The 15,602-nt window shown below is 71.7% G+C and carries 13 protein-coding genes; 9 read left to right on the top strand and 4 right to left on the bottom strand.

Annotated features, from left to right (window positions below):
* Positions 1 to 120: 120 nt before the first annotated feature.
* The 8 genes from ACIF6F_RS14280 (at position 121) to ACIF6F_RS14245 (ending at position 10,552) form a co-directional block, all read left to right on the top strand.
* Positions 121 to 1,287, top strand: coding sequence for a sensor histidine kinase (locus ACIF6F_RS14280; RefSeq protein ID WP_399945911.1), 1,167 nt, complete (start codon positions 121 to 123; stop codon positions 1,285 to 1,287).
* 156 nt (positions 1,288 to 1,443) lie between these two features.
* Positions 1,444 to 2,754 (top strand): sensor histidine kinase, encoded by a 1,311-nt coding sequence (locus tag ACIF6F_RS14275; protein WP_399945909.1) that lies wholly within the window; start codon positions 1,444 to 1,446, stop codon positions 2,752 to 2,754.
* Between the two features lie 224 nt (positions 2,755 to 2,978).
* Positions 2,979 to 3,638: a LuxR C-terminal-related transcriptional regulator gene (locus tag ACIF6F_RS14270; RefSeq protein ID WP_399946517.1), complete on the top strand. Its 660-nt coding sequence runs from the start codon at positions 2,979 to 2,981 to the stop codon at positions 3,636 to 3,638.
* Positions 3,639 to 3,812: 174 nt separating this feature from the next.
* On the top strand, positions 3,813 to 5,774 hold the full coding sequence (locus ACIF6F_RS14265) for a 2-oxoacid:acceptor oxidoreductase subunit alpha (protein WP_399945906.1): 1,962 nt from the start codon (positions 3,813 to 3,815) through the stop codon (positions 5,772 to 5,774).
* Positions 5,767 to 6,831 (top strand): 2-oxoacid:ferredoxin oxidoreductase subunit beta, encoded by a 1,065-nt coding sequence (locus tag ACIF6F_RS14260; protein ID WP_399945903.1) that lies wholly within the window; start codon positions 5,767 to 5,769, stop codon positions 6,829 to 6,831. The genes ACIF6F_RS14265 and ACIF6F_RS14260 overlap by 8 nt, the downstream gene beginning before the upstream one ends.
* 173 nt (positions 6,832 to 7,004) lie before the next feature.
* Entirely contained in the window at positions 7,005 to 7,859 is an 855-nt protein-coding gene (locus tag ACIF6F_RS14255; protein WP_399945900.1) for an SDR family oxidoreductase, read from the top strand.
* Positions 7,860 to 8,018: 159 nt separating this feature from the next.
* Complete coding sequence (gene rarD, locus ACIF6F_RS14250) at positions 8,019 to 8,978, top strand: EamA family transporter RarD (protein ID WP_399945897.1); 960 nt, start codon at positions 8,019 to 8,021, stop codon at positions 8,976 to 8,978.
* Between the two features lie 257 nt (positions 8,979 to 9,235).
* Positions 9,236 to 10,552, top strand: coding sequence for a M28 family metallopeptidase (locus tag ACIF6F_RS14245; protein WP_399945895.1), 1,317 nt, complete (start codon positions 9,236 to 9,238; stop codon positions 10,550 to 10,552).
* Between the two features lie 54 nt (positions 10,553 to 10,606).
* Here ACIF6F_RS14245 and ACIF6F_RS14240 read toward each other — a convergent pair whose 3' ends face one another.
* From ACIF6F_RS14240 to ACIF6F_RS14225, 4 genes are all read right to left on the bottom strand, one after another.
* Positions 10,607 to 10,999, bottom strand: coding sequence for a hypothetical protein (locus tag ACIF6F_RS14240; protein WP_399945893.1), 393 nt, complete (start codon positions 10,997 to 10,999; stop codon positions 10,607 to 10,609).
* Positions 10,996 to 11,199 (bottom strand): hypothetical protein, encoded by a 204-nt coding sequence (locus tag ACIF6F_RS14235; protein WP_399945891.1) that lies wholly within the window; start codon positions 11,197 to 11,199, stop codon positions 10,996 to 10,998. Before ACIF6F_RS14235 ends, ACIF6F_RS14240 begins: the two co-directional genes overlap by 4 nt.
* A gap of 194 nt (positions 11,200 to 11,393) precedes the next feature.
* Positions 11,394 to 12,695 (bottom strand): outer membrane lipoprotein carrier protein LolA, encoded by a 1,302-nt coding sequence (locus tag ACIF6F_RS14230; protein ID WP_399945888.1) that lies wholly within the window; start codon positions 12,693 to 12,695, stop codon positions 11,394 to 11,396.
* Between the two features lie 182 nt (positions 12,696 to 12,877).
* Positions 12,878 to 13,888, bottom strand: a complete 1,011-nt coding sequence (locus ACIF6F_RS14225) for a polyprenyl synthetase family protein (protein ID WP_399945886.1) — start codon at positions 13,886 to 13,888, stop codon at positions 12,878 to 12,880.
* A gap of 176 nt (positions 13,889 to 14,064) precedes the next feature.
* On the opposite strand from ACIF6F_RS14225, the gene ACIF6F_RS14220 reads away from it, so the two are divergent.
* Positions 14,065 to 15,594 carry a peptide MFS transporter gene (locus ACIF6F_RS14220; protein WP_399945883.1) on the top strand — a complete coding sequence of 510 codons (1,530 nt, stop codon included), beginning with the start codon at positions 14,065 to 14,067 and terminating at the stop codon, positions 15,592 to 15,594.
* Positions 15,595 to 15,602: the final 8 nt, after the last annotated feature.

Genomic DNA, 15,602 nt, shown 5'->3' with positions numbered 1-15,602 from the left:
CGACGTTCTGTTACGCACGGGAGTCTAGGGCCTGCCAAATGCGGGGTGGGGTTATCCCCCGTTCACGAGGCCCGGCCACCCCATGGCAGCGGCTGCCGGGCACACGGCAGGCTGTGCCCCATGACCACGAGCGCCTTCCCTTCCGCCGGCGACGACCGGCCCCCGCCCGTACGCCCCGCCTTCGACGCGGTGACCTGGCGGGAGATCGGCTACCTCCTCTGGAACCTGCCGATGGCGCTCATCGGATTTGTTTACGTGGTTTTCATGATTGGCGTATCGGGCGGCCTGGCCATCACCGCCATCGGTCTCCCCCTGATGGCGGCCGGCCTGCTCGGCTCCCGCCAGCTCGGCAAGGCGGAGCGGATACGCGCCCGGCTGCTGCTGGGCACGCACGTCGACGAGCCGACCCCCATCCCCACCCGCCCCGGCTTCTTCCCCTGGCTGTGGACGAGCCTGAAGGACCCGGTCGGCTGGCGGAGCGTGCTGTACGGCGCCATCCGGCTGCCCTGGGGCGTGCTGACCTTCTCCGTCACGCTGATCGGGCTGCTCGTGCTGTGGCCGGTGCTCCCGTACGTCGCCCGGGCGCTGACGAACGCGGACCGCGCGATGGTGCGGGGGCTGCTCTCGCCCTCCGACGAGCTGGAACGGCGCATCGCCGAGCTGGAGTCGGACCGGGGCGTGGTGGTGGACACGGCCGCCGCCGACCTGCGGCGCATCGAGCGGGACCTGCACGACGGGGCCCAGGCCCGGCTGGTCGCGCTGGCCATGGGGCTGGGCCTGGCCAAGGAAAAGCTGCTGGAGGACCCGGACGCGGCCGCGGCGATGGTGGACGAGGCGCACGGCGAGGTGAAGCTGGCCCTCCAGGAGCTGCGGGACCTGGCCCGCGGGATCCACCCGGCGGTCCTCACCGACCGGGGTCTCGACGCCGCGCTCTCCTCGGTGGCCGCCCGCTGCACCGTGCCGGTGAAGGTGTCGGTGGACCTGCCGGCCCGCCCGGCCGAGGCGATCGAGGGCATCGCCTACTTCACCGTCTCCGAGCTGCTGCAGAACGTCAGCAAGCACGCCCGGGCCCGCACGGCAGGCGTGGACGTGTGGCGCTCGGGCAACCGGCTGCTGCTGCGGGTCACCGACGACGGCGCGGGCGGGGCGCGGCAGGACCGGGGCAGCGGGCTCGCCGGGCTGGCGGAGCGGCTGGGCGCGGTGGACGGCGTCTTCGTCGTGGACTCCCCCGAGGGCGTCGGTACGACGGTCACGGCGGAGCTGCCGTGGCGGGACCGGGTGCACTGACCGGGCCGGTACGGGGTGGGGTTAACCCCCCGTCGAGGAGACCGACGCGCCGCATGGTCGCGGCGGGACCCCGCCGACGAGGCTGGGGGCACGAACGGAAGCGGCGGCAGCGGCGGCCCGGCAGACCGGGACGGGCCCGGACACACGACAGGACGGATGGTTCCCATGGACATCGATCAGCGGCGGCCCGGGCGGTCCACCCTGCTGAGCGCCCCCTTCGAGGGGCGCACCTGGCGCGAGTTCGGGTACATCATGATCGGCTTTCCGTTCGCCACCCTGTACTTCTGCGTGGCGATCACGCTGCTCTCCGCGGGCGCCGGCCTGCTGGTGACCTTCCTCGGCGTCCCGCTGCTGGCCGCCTCCCTCGGGGTCTTCCGGGGCTTCGGGGCCGTCGAGCGGGCCCGGGCGCGGACCATGCTGGGCCGGGACGTCGCCGACCCGGAGCCGGAGCCGCGGCGCAAGGCGGGGGCGCTCTCCTGGATGGGCGCGATGCTCAAGAGCGGTGCGAACTGGCGCCACGCCCTCTACATGGTGATCCACTTCCCCTGGGCGGTCTCCTCCTTCTGCGTGGCCCTGACACTGATGGCCTACGGCTGGTCGATGGCGCTGTACCCCGCCTGGTACTGGGTCTTCCCCACCTTCACCGACCAGCCCGGCCTCCAGCTCTACGGTGACGGCCACGGCGACGGCCTCTACCTGGACGGCCCGCTCCGGATCGCCGGCGCGTCCCTGATCGGCATCGTGCTCGTGCTGGTCACACCCTGGGTGGTGCGGGGCCTGACCACGGTCGACCGGATGCTGGTGGCCGGGCTGCTCGGGCCGTCCCGGCTGGCCACGCGGGTGACCGAGCTGGAGTCGGACCGGGGCGTGGTGGTGGACACGGCCGCCGCCGACCTGCGGCGCATCGAGCGGGACCTGCACGACGGGGCCCAGGCCCGGCTGGTCGCGCTGGCGATGGACCTGGGCCTGGCCAAGGAGAAGCTGGCCGAGGACCCGGATGCCGCGGCGCGGATGGTCGACGAGGCGCACGGCGAGGTGAAGATCGCCCTCCAGGAGCTGCGGGACCTGGCCCGCGGGATCCACCCGGCGGTCCTCACCGACCGGGGCCTGGACGCCGCGCTCTCGTCGGTGGCCGCCCGCTGCACCGTGCCGGTCCGGGTACGGGTGGACCTGCCCGGCCGGCCGGCTCCGGCGATCGAGGGCATCGCGTACTTCACGGTCTCCGAGCTGCTGCAGAACGTCAGCAAGCACGCCCGCGCCCGCACGGCGAGCGTGGACGTGTGGCGCTCGGGCGACCGGCTGCTGCTCCAGGTGGCCGACGACGGCACGGGAGGGGCGCGGGCCGGCGCGGGCGGCGGGCTCGCGGGGCTGGCGGAGCGGCTGGACGCGGTGGACGGCGTCCTGGTCGTCGACTCCCCCGAGGGCGTCGGTACGACGGTCACGGCCGAGCTCCCCTGGCGGGGCTGACCCGCTGCGGGGGCGGCCCGGGCGGAGGGAGGGCCTCCGCCCGGGCCGCCGCGCAGCGGCGCGCTTGCAGATCCATGAAAAGCGAAAACCCGCACCCCGCCGGGTGCCCCGGCTGGCCTCAACCCACCCACGAGACTGCGATGCTTGGCTCGTACCGCCGGACACGGCACGCCGGATTCGGCACGAGCGAACGCGGGAGCGGTTGAGACGTGGAGCAGGACAGGGTGCGGGTGGTCATCGCCGAGGATTCAGTGCTGCTCCGTGAGGGCCTGACCCGGCTGCTGACCGATCGGGGGCACGACGTCGTGGCGGGCGTCGGGGACGCGGAAGCCCTGCTCAAGACGGTCGCGGACCTCGCGGCCGAGGACGGCCTGCCGGACGTGGTGGTGGCCGACGTGCGGATGCCGCCCACCCATACCGACGAGGGCGTGCGGGCCGCGGTGAAGCTGCGCCGCGACCACCCCGGCATAGGCGTGCTGGTCCTGTCGCAGTACGTGGAGGAGCAGTACGCCACGGAACTGCTGGCCGGGTCCAGCACCGGGGTCGGCTACCTGCTCAAGGACCGGGTAGCCGAGGTACGAGAGTTCGTTGACGCGGTGGTCCGCGTGGCGCGGGGTGGTACCGCCCTCGACCCCGAGGTCGTCGCCCAGCTGCTCGGCCGCAGCCGCAAGCAGGACGTACTGGCGGGGCTGACCCCGCGGGAGCGCGAGGTGCTGGGCCTGATGGCCGAGGGCCGGACCAATTCCGCGATCGCCAGGCAGCTGGTCGTCAGCGACGGCGCGGTGGAGAAGCACGTCAGCAACATCTTCATGAAGCTCGGCCTGTCGCCGAGTGACGGGGATCACCGGCGGGTCCTCGCCGTTCTCACCTACCTGAATTCCTGACTGCCTGACACTCTGTCAGCTAGCCGGAAGCCGGAATATCCGCCCATGGCAAGCCGTCCCACACGGATGGCCGTCTCATTTCTGCGTCCAGCATATGAGAGGCCCCAGGAAGGGCACCCTTACCGACGTAGGGTTGGCCTTGGGACGCTCACGCCTCGAAGGAGGTCCAGTTCAGTGACCAGCCAGGTCAGTAGCCCAGCCGAGCAGGCCGACGGGGCCGATGAGGCCGTCGTCGGGGAGCAGCGCACGCCCGCGGACGCCGGCGGCACGGCGGCACAGGGCGAAAAGGAAGTCCGCAAGCTCGACCGCGTGATCATCCGCTTCGCGGGTGACTCGGGTGACGGCATGCAGCTGACGGGTGACCGTTTCACCTCCGAGACGGCGTCCTTCGGCAACGATCTTTCGACACTTCCGAACTTCCCCGCCGAAATCCGCGCGCCCGCAGGCACCCTGCCGGGCGTTTCCTCTTTCCAGCTGCATTTCGCCGACCACGACATCCTGACGCCGGGCGACGCCCCGAACGTCCTGGTGGCGATGAACCCGGCGGCGCTCAAGGCGAACATCGGCGACGTGCCGCGCGGCGCGGAGATCATCATCAACACCGATGAGTTCACCAAGCGCCCGATGGCCAAGGTCGGCTACGAGACCTCGCCGCTGGACGACGGCTCGCTCGACGCGTACAGCGTCCACCCGGTACCGCTGACCACCCTGACGGTCGAGGCCCTGAAGGACTTCGGGCTCTCCCGCAAGGAGGCCGAGCGCAGCAAGAACATGTTCGCGCTGGGCCTGCTCAGCTGGATGTACCACCGGCCCACCGAGGGCACGGAGAACTTCCTGCGGCAGAAGTTCGCCAAGAAGCCGGACATCGCCGAGGCGAACGTGGCCGCCTTCCGGGCCGGCTGGAACTTCGGCGAGACCACGGAGGACTTCGCCGTCTCCTACGAGGTGGCGCCGGCCACCCGGGCCTTCCCGCCCGGCACCTACCGGAACATCTCCGGGAACCTGGCCCTCTCGTACGGCCTGGTCGCCGCCTCGCAGCAGGCGGACCTGCCGCTCTACCTGGGCTCGTACCCGATCACCCCGGCCTCGGACATCCTGCACGAGCTGAGCAAGCACAAGAACTTCGGCGTGCGGACCTTCCAGGCCGAGGACGAGATCGCGGGCATCGGCGCCGCCCTGGGGGCGGCCTTCGGCGGCGCGCTGGCCGTGACCACCACCTCCGGCCCGGGTGTCGCGCTGAAGTCGGAGACGATCGGCCTGGCGGTCTCGCTGGAGCTGCCGCTGCTGATCGTCGACATCCAGCGCGGCGGCCCGTCCACCGGCCTGCCGACCAAGACCGAGCAGGCCGACCTGCTCCAGGCGATGTACGGGCGCAACGGCGAGGCCCCGGTCCCGGTCGTGGCCCCGCGGACCCCCGCGGACTGCTTCGACGCCGCCCTCGACGCGGCGCGGATCGCGCTCACGTACCGCACGCCGGTCTTCCTCCTGTCCGACGGCTACCTGGCCAACGGCTCCGAGCCCTGGCGCGTCCCGGACGTGGAGGAGCTGCCCGACCTGCGGACGCGGTTCGCCACCGGCCCGAACCACACGCTGGCCGACGGCACCGAGGTCTTCTGGCCGTACAAGCGCGACCCCGAGACGCTGGCCCGCCCGTGGGCGGTCCCCGGCACCCCCGGGCTGGAGCACCGGATCGGCGGCATCGAGAAGCAGGACGGCACGGGCAACATCTCGTACGACCCGGCCAACCACGACTTCATGGTCCGCACCCGCCAGGCCAAGATCGACGGCATCGAGGTGCCCGACCTCGACGTGGACGATCCGGACGGCGCGCGGACCCTGGTCATCGGCTGGGGCTCCACGTACGGCCCGATCACGGCCGCGGTACGGCGGCTGCGGATCGCCGGCGTCCCGATCGCCCAGGCCCACCTGCGCCACCTGAACCCCTTCCCCCGGAATCTGGGCGAGGTCCTGAAGCGTTACGACAAGGTAGTGGTGCCCGAGATGAACCTCGGCCAGCTCGCGATGCTGCTGAGGGCGAAGTACCTGGTCGACGCCCAGTCGTACAACCAGGTCAACGGCATGCCCTTCAAGGCGGAGCAGCTCGCGAAGGTCCTCAAGGAGGCCATCAATGACTGAGACGACGGCCCACTCCCTGCTCTCCCTGGTCCCCAAGGCCGAGGCCCGGCAGTCCATGAAGGACTTCAAGTCGGACCAGGAGGTCCGCTGGTGCCCCGGCTGCGGTGACTACGCGGTGCTCGCCGCCGTACAGGGCTTCATGCCCGAGCTCGGCCTGGCGAAGGAGAACATCGTCTTCGTCTCCGGCATCGGCTGCTCCTCGCGCTTCCCGTACTACATGAACACCTACGGGATGCACTCCATCCACGGCCGCGCCCCGGCCATCGCGACGGGCCTGGCGTCCTCGCGCCGGGACCTGAGCGTGTGGGTGGTCACGGGTGACGGCGACGCGCTGTCGATCGGCGGCAACCACCTGATCCACGCCCTGCGCCGGAACGTCAACCTCAAGATCCTGCTGTTCAACAACCGGATCTACGGCCTGACCAAGGGCCAGTACAGCCCCACCTCCGAGATCGGCAAGATCACCAAGTCCACGCCGATGGGCTCGCTGGACGCGCCCTTCAACCCGGTGTCGCTGGCGATCGGCGCCGAGGCCTCCTTCGTGGCCCGGACCGTCGACTCCGACCGCAAGCACCTCACCGAGGTGCTGCGCGCGGCGGCCGACCACGACGGCACTGCGCTGGTGGAGATCTACCAGAACTGCAACATCTTCAACGACGGCGCCTTCGAGGTCCTGAAGGACAAGGACCAGGCGCAGGAGGCCGTGATCCGGCTGGAGCACGGGCAGCCGATCCGCTTCGGGGCCGGCAACCACAAGGGCGTCGTCCGCGACCCGGCGACCGGCGACCTGAAGGTGGTCGAGGTGACCCCGGAGAACGAGGGCTCGGTGCTGGTCCACGACGCGCACTCCGCGTCGCCGACCACGGCCTTCGCGCTCTCCCGGCTGGCCGACCCCGACACCCTGCACCAGACGCCGATCGGCGTGTTCCGCAGCGTGGCGCGGCCGGTGTACGACACGCAGATGGCGGACCAGCTCGACGACGCCATCGAGCAGCGCGGCAAGGGCGACCTGGGCGCACTGCTGACCGGGAACGACACCTGGACGGTCGTGGGCTAGTCCCGGGCCAGTCCAGCGGCGGACCGTACCTGCGGAAGCCCGGGCCCCCTGCGGGAGGCCCGGGCTTCCGCATGTCCGGACCCGGAGGAGCCACCACTTTCAAAAAGTTAGCGCTTTCTGTAAGGTAGTGCCATCGCAACGGCACGTCCCCGCCGCACCGAAGGAGCGCCACCATGAGCATCGTCGTCACCGGAGCCACCGGAGCCCTGGGCCGCCTCGTCATCGACGAGCTGCTGGACCGGGACCCGGCCGGAGAGATCGCCGCCGTCGTCCGCGACGAGGCCAAGGCCGCCGCTCTCGCCGCCCGCGGCGTGGAGCTGCGGGTGGCCGACTACGACCGGCCCGAGACCCTGGCCGGCGCCTTCCGCGCCGGCGACCGCGTCCTGCTGATCTCCGGCAACGAGATCGGCCGCCGCGTCGCGCAGCACACCGCGGTGATCGAGGCCGCCCGGGCCGCGGGCGTCGCGCAGCTCGCGTACACCGGAATCCTCGGCGGGCCCGAGGCGGACTTCGAGCTGGCCGCCGAGCACAAGGAGACCGAGACGGCGATCCTCGCCTCCGGCCTGCCCTACACCTTCCTGCGCAACGGCTGGTACCACGAGAACTACACCGCCAACCTGGGCGCGGTCCTGGAGCACGGCGCGGTCGTGGGCAGCGCCGGGGACGGCCGGATCGCCTCCGCCGCCCGGGCCGACTACGCCGCCGCGGCCGCCGCCGTCCTGACCGGCGAGGGGCACCTGAACGCCGTGTACGAGCTGAGCGGCGACCACGCCTGGAGCCTGGCCGAGTACGCCGCCGAGGTCGCGGCCCAGTCGGGCCGGCCGGTCGTCCACTCCGACCTGCCGGCCGCCGCGCACCTGGAGGTCCTCAAGGGCGCCGGGCTGCCGGAGGGCTTCGCCGCGGTCCTGGTCGACGTCGACGCCGCGATCTCGCGCGGCGCCCTGGCCGGAACCGGCGGGGACCTGCGCCGGCTGATCGGGCGTCCGACGACGCCGGTGGCCGAGGCCATCTCCCGGGCCCTGGCCTGATCCGGCCCGGCCCTCCGTCCCGGATCAGCCCGGTCCGGGCCGTCCGGGCCGGGCTGCGTCCGGAATGCGGTCATGAGCGTCACGTATTTACGGGCATGACACGAGGGGTGTCCGAAAGCTACCGTCGAGAGGTTGGCGTACGGCAGCTCTGGAGGGTCCGTGAAGGTACGCAGTGAGCAGCGGACGGGGCTGCTGTACGGGTTCGGCGCCTACGGCATGTGGGGGCTGGTCCCCCTCTTCTGGCCGCTGCTGAAGCCGTCGGGCGCGGTCGAGATCCTCGCGCACCGGATGGTGTGGTCCCTGGCCGTGGTGGGCGTGGCCCTGCTGGCGCTGCGCCGCTGGGGCTGGATACGCGAGCTGGTGCGCCGGCCGCGCCGGCTGGCGCTGACCGCCGCCGCGGCCGCCGTGATCACGGTGAACTGGGGCGTCTACATCTGGGCGGTCAACAACGACCACGTCGTCGAGGCCTCGCTCGGCTACTTCGCCAACCCCCTCGTCGTGATCGCCATGGGCGTGCTGCTGCTCGGCGAGCGGCTGCGGCCGCTGCAGTGGGTGGCGGTCGGCATCGGTTTCGCGGCGGTGCTGGTGCTCGCCATCGGCTACGGGCGGCCGCCCTGGATCGCACTGACGCTGGCCTTCTCCTTCGGCACGTACGGCCTGATCAAGAAGAAGGTCAACCTCGGCGGGCTGGAGTCCCTCGCCGCCGAGACCGCCATCCAGTTCCTGCCCGCCCTCGGCTACCTGCTCTCGCTCGGCTCCGCGGGGCAGTCCACCTTCGGCACCGAGGGCACGGGCCACGCGGCCCTGCTCGCCGCGACCGGGGTCGTGACCGCCGTACCGCTGGTCTGCTTCGGCGCCGCCGCGATCCGGGTGCCGCTCTCCACGCTGGGGATGCTGCAGTACCTCGCGCCGCTCTTCCAGTTCGCGCTCGGCGTCCTGTACTTCCACGAGGCCATGCCGCCCGAGCGGTGGGCCGGCTTCGCGCTGGTGTGGGCGGCGCTGGTGCTGCTGACCTGGGACGCGCTGCGCACCGCGCACCGCACGCGGGCCGCGCCGGCCCGGCGTACGGCGGAGGCGGCACCTCCCGCACCGGTGCGGGAGGCCGCGTCTCCCACGTAACAGCCCAACCCATCAGACTCACACGCGCAGGCGCCCGTACGGACTTCCGTACGGGCGCTTGTCCGTATGACGAACACACCTGACCGAATAATGCTCTTGACGGAGAGTCAGGCTCTCACTGAACATCAGGCACGCACGGTCGCTCCACCAGCTCGGACAGCTGCTGCCGCCAGGACAGCTCTCGCCGCTCGAGCCGCTCCACTGCACTGACCTCGCACGTTCCGTTCTGTCCCCGTTCGGAATACCGGAGCCCCCACATGAGCCTCTCCGTCCCCCGGCGGCTGGCCGCCGTGACCGCACTCGCGGTCGCGGGCCTGTTCGCCTCCACCGCCCCCGCCGCGCTCGCCGCCCCCGCGGCCGTGGCCGAAGCGCCGACCCCGCCGGACATCCCCCTCGCGAACGTCAAGGCGCACCTGTCCCAGCTCCAGACGATCGCGACGAACAACGGCGGCAACCGCGCGCACGGGCGCACCGGCTACAAGGCCTCGATCGACTACGTGAAGGCCAAGCTCGACGCCGCCGGCTACACCACCACGCTGCAGACCTTCACCTCCAGCGGCGCCACGGGCTACAACCTGATCGCCGACTGGCCCGGCGGCGACCCGAACTCGGTCCTGATGGCCGGCTCGCACCTCGACTCGGTCAGCTCGGGTCCCGGCATCAACGACAACGGCTCGGGCTCCGCCGCCGTCCTGGAGACCGCGCTGGCCGTCTCCCGGGCCGGGCTCCAGCCCACCAAGCACCTCCGCTTCGGCTGGTGGGGCGCGGAGGAGCTGGGCCTGGTCGGGTCGAAGTACTACGTGAACCAGCTGCCCAGCACCGAGCGCGCGAAGATCTCGGGCTACCTGAACTTCGACATGATCGGATCGCCGAACCCGGGGTACTTCGTCTACGACGACGACCCCACGATCGAGCAGACCTTCAAGACCTACTTCGCGGGCATCGGCGTCCCGACGGAGATAGAGACCGAGGGCGACGGCCGGTCCGACCACGCGTCGTTCAAGAACGTCGGCATAGCCGTGGGCGGCCTCTTCACGGGCGCCAGCAACACCAAGACCAGCGCCCAGGCGCAGAAGTGGGGCGGCACGGCCGGCCAGGCCTTCGACCGCTGCTACCACTCCTCCTGCGACACGACGTCGAACATCAACGACACCGCGCTGGACCGGAACAGCGACGCGGTCGCCTACGCGATCTGGAACCTGGGCGCCTCGACCCCGGTCCCGCCCGGCCCGTCCTTCGAGAGCACCACGGACGTGAACATCCCGGACTACCCCGCGGCCGCGGTGAACTCGCCGATCACGGTCTCCGGAGTCACGGGCAACGCGCCGGCCACCACCAAGGTCGACGTGAACATCGTCCACACCTACCGCGGTGACCTGATCGTGGACCTGGTGGCCCCGGACGGCTCGGTCTACAACCTGCACAACCGCAGCGGCGGCAGCGCCGACAACCTCGTCCAGAGCTACACCGTCAACGCCTCCAGCGAGGTCGCGAACGGCGTCTGGAACCTGCGGGTGCGCGACGCCGCCGCCCAGGACATCGGCTACATCAACAGCTGGAAGATCACCTTCTGAGCCGGCCGCCGACGAGCGCTCGCCAAGGCTGAGGAAACGAACCCGCTCCCGTGGTCAGAGTTCCACGGGAGCGGGTTCGATGCGTGAGCGGAGTTCGTCCGCGACGGCCGCGATGTCGGCCTTCCCCAGCTTGGCCGCCTCGACCAGGTCGCCGAGGAGTTCGGGGGAGGGGAGCCGGTCCGCCCCGGCCACGCGCAGGTACGAGCGGGTCGCGGCGGCGGCGTAGAACTCGTTCATCGGCGATTCCAGGGCCGGGCACACGGCCAGCGTGTGCAGGAACGCGGCGGCCCGCCAGGCGATGTCGGGGGGCGGCGCGTCCGGCAGCAGCACCAGGTCGCTCTGGTGGCGGGCCACCGCGGCGACCACGCCCGAGGGGTCCCAGACCGCCGGGTCGGAGGGCAGGTGGTGGGCCAGTGCCGTCCAGGCCCACTCCTCGGTGATCTTCAAGTGCCGAACCGCTTCTGGAAGTAGCCCCAGTGGTCGGCGAACTCCTCGATCCCGGCCAGGAAATCGCGCCGGTCCTGGTCCAGTTCGCGCTCGGTGACCTCGGTGATCAGCGCGGTGACGGTCGTCCCCAGGGCCGCCGCCCGCGCCTTGAGGCGGTCGTGGAACTCCTCGTCCAGGCGGATGGTGACGTGTCTCGACATGCCGTCAACCGTACAGCGGCCGCGCTGTACGGGACACCGGAACGGGCAGGGGGTGGCCCGGGACACACGTCCCGGGCCACCCCCTGCCGTCTCCGTGACCGCCCCGCCACCGGGCGGCGCCGCACCGCTCGCGGCGCCGGACTCCGGGCGGCGCCCGACTACTTGGCGGCGCCGGGCTACTTGGCGGCGCCGGGCTACTTGGCGGCGTTGGCCGCCTTCAGCAGCGCGTCCTTGGTGACCGCGCCGACGTACACCTTGCCGTTGTCGGTCACGAGCGCGTTGACCACGCGGGTCGACAGGATCCGGCCCTCGCCGAACTTCCCGGAGACCTTGTCGCCGATGGAGTCGAGGAAGGTCTGGGCCTGCTTCGGGACGTCCTTCTCGCCCTTGACCGCGTTCAGGCCCTTGCCGCCCGGGACGCTGATCTCGGCGATCGTGGCCCAGCCCTCGCCGATGACCTTCGTCTCGCCGCCCTCGGCACCGGCGCCGCCGGCCAGACCCCCCGTCAGGCCGCCCAGACCCGGCAGCGACTCCAGCTGCCTGAGCGCCTCCTCGTGGCCGCCCTTGCCGTGCTTGCCGCCCTTGCCGAACTCCTTCTCGGCGTCCTTGCCCTCGGTCACCTTGGCGCCCTTGGGCGGGGCGAAGGAGAAGGTGTCCGCGGCCGGCTTCGAGAAGTCGACCTTGGTGAAGCCCGCGTCGAGGATCGGCTTGCCGCCCTCGCTGGAGATCACCTGGACGCGCAGCGGGGTGCCGTTCTTCCCGTCCACCGCGATCTTGACCGAGCCGATCGTGGAGCCGCTCTGCTTGGGCGTGAGGACCAGCTGGTACGCGTCCCGGCCGGCGACCTGCGCGGTGTCGCCCACGCTGACGTCGGTCGTCGGACCGGCCGCCTTCAGCGCCTCCTGGGCGATCTCCTTCGGGGTGGCGGGCACGCGGTCGGCCGTCTTGTGGCGCGGGCCGCCCTCGTGCGCCTCCTCGGTGTCGTGGAAGACCTGGCCGGACTTGCTGTCGTAGCCCCACACGTCCTTGCCGTTGTGGATGAGGCTGTACTCGTCCGGGCCGTCCACGAAGGTGAGCTTCTGGCGGTCCGGGCCGTCGGCCGCGACCTTGAAGGTGTGGGTGCCGGTGACCAGCTCGGCGAGCCGGTCCTCCGGGTTCGCCGAGCCGCCGCCGGCGCCGCCTCCGCCGCCCAGCGCGCCGCCGAGCAGGCCGTCCGCGAAGGACGGCAGTCCGAGGTCGGTGCTGACCTTGGCCGTGCCGGACAGCTGCTGCGTGTCCGACGCGGCGATCTTCTCGATGAGCTCCTGTGCCGAGATCTTCGGCAGATCGGGGCTGCCGTTGGCCGCGAGCGCCGGGACCAGCCCGATCGTCGCGGCGGCCACGCCCGCCACCGCTACCGGTACGACGTACCGGGCGGCCTTGCGGCGGCCCGCCCGGAGGTCCGCGGCCTCTTCGGCCTGAGCGCCCTCGGGGTTTCCGCTTACGTTCGGTGCCATCTTCGTCCTGCCTCCGTGTCACCCGATGTGGTGGGGATGGTGCATCCATCTGACCAAACGGGAGCCGCCGGAGCGTCAGCCCACGGATTCAACTCCGCGTACTACGCAGGGATGACACGAAAGGGCGCCGCCTCCCCCATCCCGTAGGGGACGGGGGGCCGGAGGTCGCACCCGCGTCGGGCTCAGCCCGCGCGGTGGACGACCGCGTCGCACAGCTCCTGGAGCGCGGCCTTGGCGAAGCACTCGGGCAGCGGCGCCAGCGTGGACCGCGCCTCCTCCGCGTACCGGATGGTGTCGCGGCGGGCCTGCTCCAGCGCCGGGTGCACCCGCAGCCGGGCCAGCGCCTCGGCGTGCCGGGCGTCGTCGGTGAGGTCGCTGTCCAGCAGTGCCACGAGGTCCAGGTCCTCCGGCCGGCCGTCGCGGGCCGCCAGCTCGCGCAGCCGGAGCACGGGCAGCGTCGGGATGCCCTCGCGCAGGTCCGTACCCGGGGTCTTGCCGGACTCGTGGGAGTCGGAGGCAACGTCCAGCACGTCGTCGGCCAGCTGGAAGGCGAGGCCGAGGCGCTCGCCGTACTGGGTGAGGATGTCGACGACGCTCTCGTCGGCGCCGGACATCATCGCGCCGAAGCGGCAGGACACGGCGACGAGCGAACCCGTCTTGCCGGCCATGACCTCCAGGTAGTGCTCGACCGGGTCCCGGCCGTCGCGCGGGCCCGCGGTCTCCAGGATCTGGCCGGTGACCAGCCGCTCGAAGGCCTCGGCCTGGATGCGGACGGCCTCCGGGCCGAGGTCGGCCAGGATGTGCGAGGCGCGGGCGAAGAGGAAGTCACCCGTCAGGACGGCCACCGAGTTGCCCCAGCGGGCGTTCGCGCTGGGCACGCCCCGGCGCACGTCCGCCTCGTCCATGACGTCGTCGTGGTACAGCGTGGCCAGGTGCGTGAGCTCCACCACCACGGCGGACGGCACGATCCGCGGCGTGTGCGGGTCCCCGAACTGCGCGGCGAGCATCACGAGCAGCGGGCGGAAACGCTTGCCACCGGCGCGCACCAGGTGCTGCGCGGCCTCGGTGATGAAGGGGACGTCACTCTTGGTGGCTTCGAGCAGACCCTCCTCGACGGCCGCCAGTCCGGCCTGGACATCGGTCTCAAGAGCCTGGTCCCGCACGCTCAGTCCGAACGGCCCGACGACGGTCACGAGGGGTACTCCTGTCTGCTGACTCACACGGTTTGTCGATGTGTCGCTGCCATCACTCAAGTCAGCGTATCCGGTCCGTTTTCGATCTCGGAGAGCGGCCGTGCTCCAGCCCCCGCGCAGCGCCCGATCAGCGCCGGTATGTTCTAGAGCAGCTGATACGACCCGGAGAATCCGTTTTGTCTAACACTGTCACCGATACCGAGCCCCACGAACCCGGCGGCGGGAACCCCGCCGCCGACCAGCCCCCGCCGGGCGACGACCACGCCTTCCTCGGCCACCCGCGGGGGCTCGCCACGCTGTCCGGACTGGAGGTCTGGGAGCGCTTCTCGTTCCTGGGCATGCAGGCGATCCTCGTCCTGTACTTCGCCGACTCCGTGGCGAACGGCGGCCTCGGCATGGACCCGGGCACGGCCGCCTCCGTCTCGGCGGCCTACGGGACCATGGTGTACCTCGTGTCGGTCGCCGGCGGCTGGCTCGCCGACCGGATCCTCGGCTCGTACCGGGCCGTGCTGTGGGGCGGCGTCCTGATCGCCTGCGGCCACTACGCCATGGCCGTCCCCACCACCGCGATGACCTGGGCCGGCCTGGGCCTGATCAGCGCCGGCACCGGCCTGCTGAAGCCGAACGTCGCCAGCATGGTCGGCAGGCTCTACCGGACGGACGACGACCGGCGCGACGCCGGCTTCGCCCTCTACTACACGGGCATCAACATCGGCGCCTTCGCCGGTCCGCTGATCACCGGCTGGCTGGGCGAGCACCAGGGCTGGCACTGGGGCTTCTCGGCCGCCGCCGTCGGCATGACGGCCGGCCTGGTCCAGTACGTCGCGGGCCGCCGCCACCTGGCCGGGCGCCGGCACGCCGCCGAGTTCACCCTGGCCCCCGACGCCATGCGGCGCACGGTCCGGCTGATCATCGGCGGGACGGCCGCCGCCGCGGTGCTGTGCGGGCTTTCGGCGGCCGCGGGGTGGCTGACCATGGACCGGTTCGTGGACCTGCTCACCCTGGTCTCGGTGGTCGCCCCGGCCGTCTACTTCGCGGTGATGTTCCGCAGCCCGCGGGTGAGCGCCGCGGAGCGCGGCCGGCTCCGCCCGTACGTGGTGCTCTTCCTCGCCTCGGTGGCCTTCAACTTCATCCTCTTCCAGGCGTACTCGACGATGATGCTGCTGGCCTCGGCGAACGCCAGGACCACCATCCTCGGTTTCGACTTCCCCGCGAGCTGGTACGCCTCCGCGCTCGGCGCGTTCGAGGTGGCGCTGGCCCCGGTGGTGGCCGCCGTGTGGGCCCGGATGGGCCACCGCCAGCCGCACGCCTCGAACAAGATCGCCATCGGGGTGCTGCTGGGCGGCCTGTCCTTCCTGCTGATGGTCGTGCCGACCTCCGGGCACGGAGGCGACGCGTACAAGATCGCCGCCTGGTGGATCGTCGGCTCGTACCTGCTGCTCGCCCTGGGCGACGTACTGCTGGAGACCTCGGGCATGTCCGCCACCACCAAGCTGGCGCCCAAGGCCTTCGCCGGCCAGACCATGGCCCTGTGGTTCCTGTCGCTGGCCCTCGCCAACGGCATCCAGGCCCAGGTGGTCAAGCTCTACGGCACCGTCTCCGACCCCGTGTACTTCGGCCTCAACGGCGCCGTCGCGATCGTCGCCGGCCTGGCCGTGCTCGCCCTCGCGCCGTGGCTGCGGCGCACGATGCACCCCGTCCACTGACGCCGGAG

The sequence above is a fragment of the Streptomyces sp. NPDC086023 genome, from assembly GCF_044540325.1.
Classification (GTDB): Bacteria; Actinomycetota; Actinomycetes; order Streptomycetales; family Streptomycetaceae; genus Streptomyces.
The sequence above is the reverse complement of the archived record's forward strand: the minus strand, read 5'-3'. Positions and strand labels throughout refer to the sequence as shown.

Excerpts from the sequence above, each read along its gene's own strand:
- ACIF6F_RS14275 (WP_399945909.1), top strand. The coding sequence starts at position 1,444 with ATGGTTCCCATGGACATCGATCAGCGGCGGCCCGGGCGGTCCACCCTG.
- ACIF6F_RS14235 (WP_399945891.1), bottom strand. The coding sequence starts at position 11,199 with ATGTCGAGACACGTCACCATCCGCCTGGACGAGGAGTTCCACGACCGC.
- ACIF6F_RS14280 (WP_399945911.1), top strand. The coding sequence starts at position 121 with ATGACCACGAGCGCCTTCCCTTCCGCCGGCGACGACCGGCCCCCGCCC.
- ACIF6F_RS14245 (WP_399945895.1), top strand. The coding sequence starts at position 9,236 with ATGAGCCTCTCCGTCCCCCGGCGGCTGGCCGCCGTGACCGCACTCGCG.
- ACIF6F_RS14260 (WP_399945903.1), top strand. The coding sequence starts at position 5,767 with ATGACTGAGACGACGGCCCACTCCCTGCTCTCCCTGGTCCCCAAGGCC.
- ACIF6F_RS14255 (WP_399945900.1), top strand. The coding sequence starts at position 7,005 with ATGAGCATCGTCGTCACCGGAGCCACCGGAGCCCTGGGCCGCCTCGTC.
- ACIF6F_RS14230 (WP_399945888.1), bottom strand. The coding sequence starts at position 12,695 with ATGGCACCGAACGTAAGCGGAAACCCCGAGGGCGCTCAGGCCGAAGAG.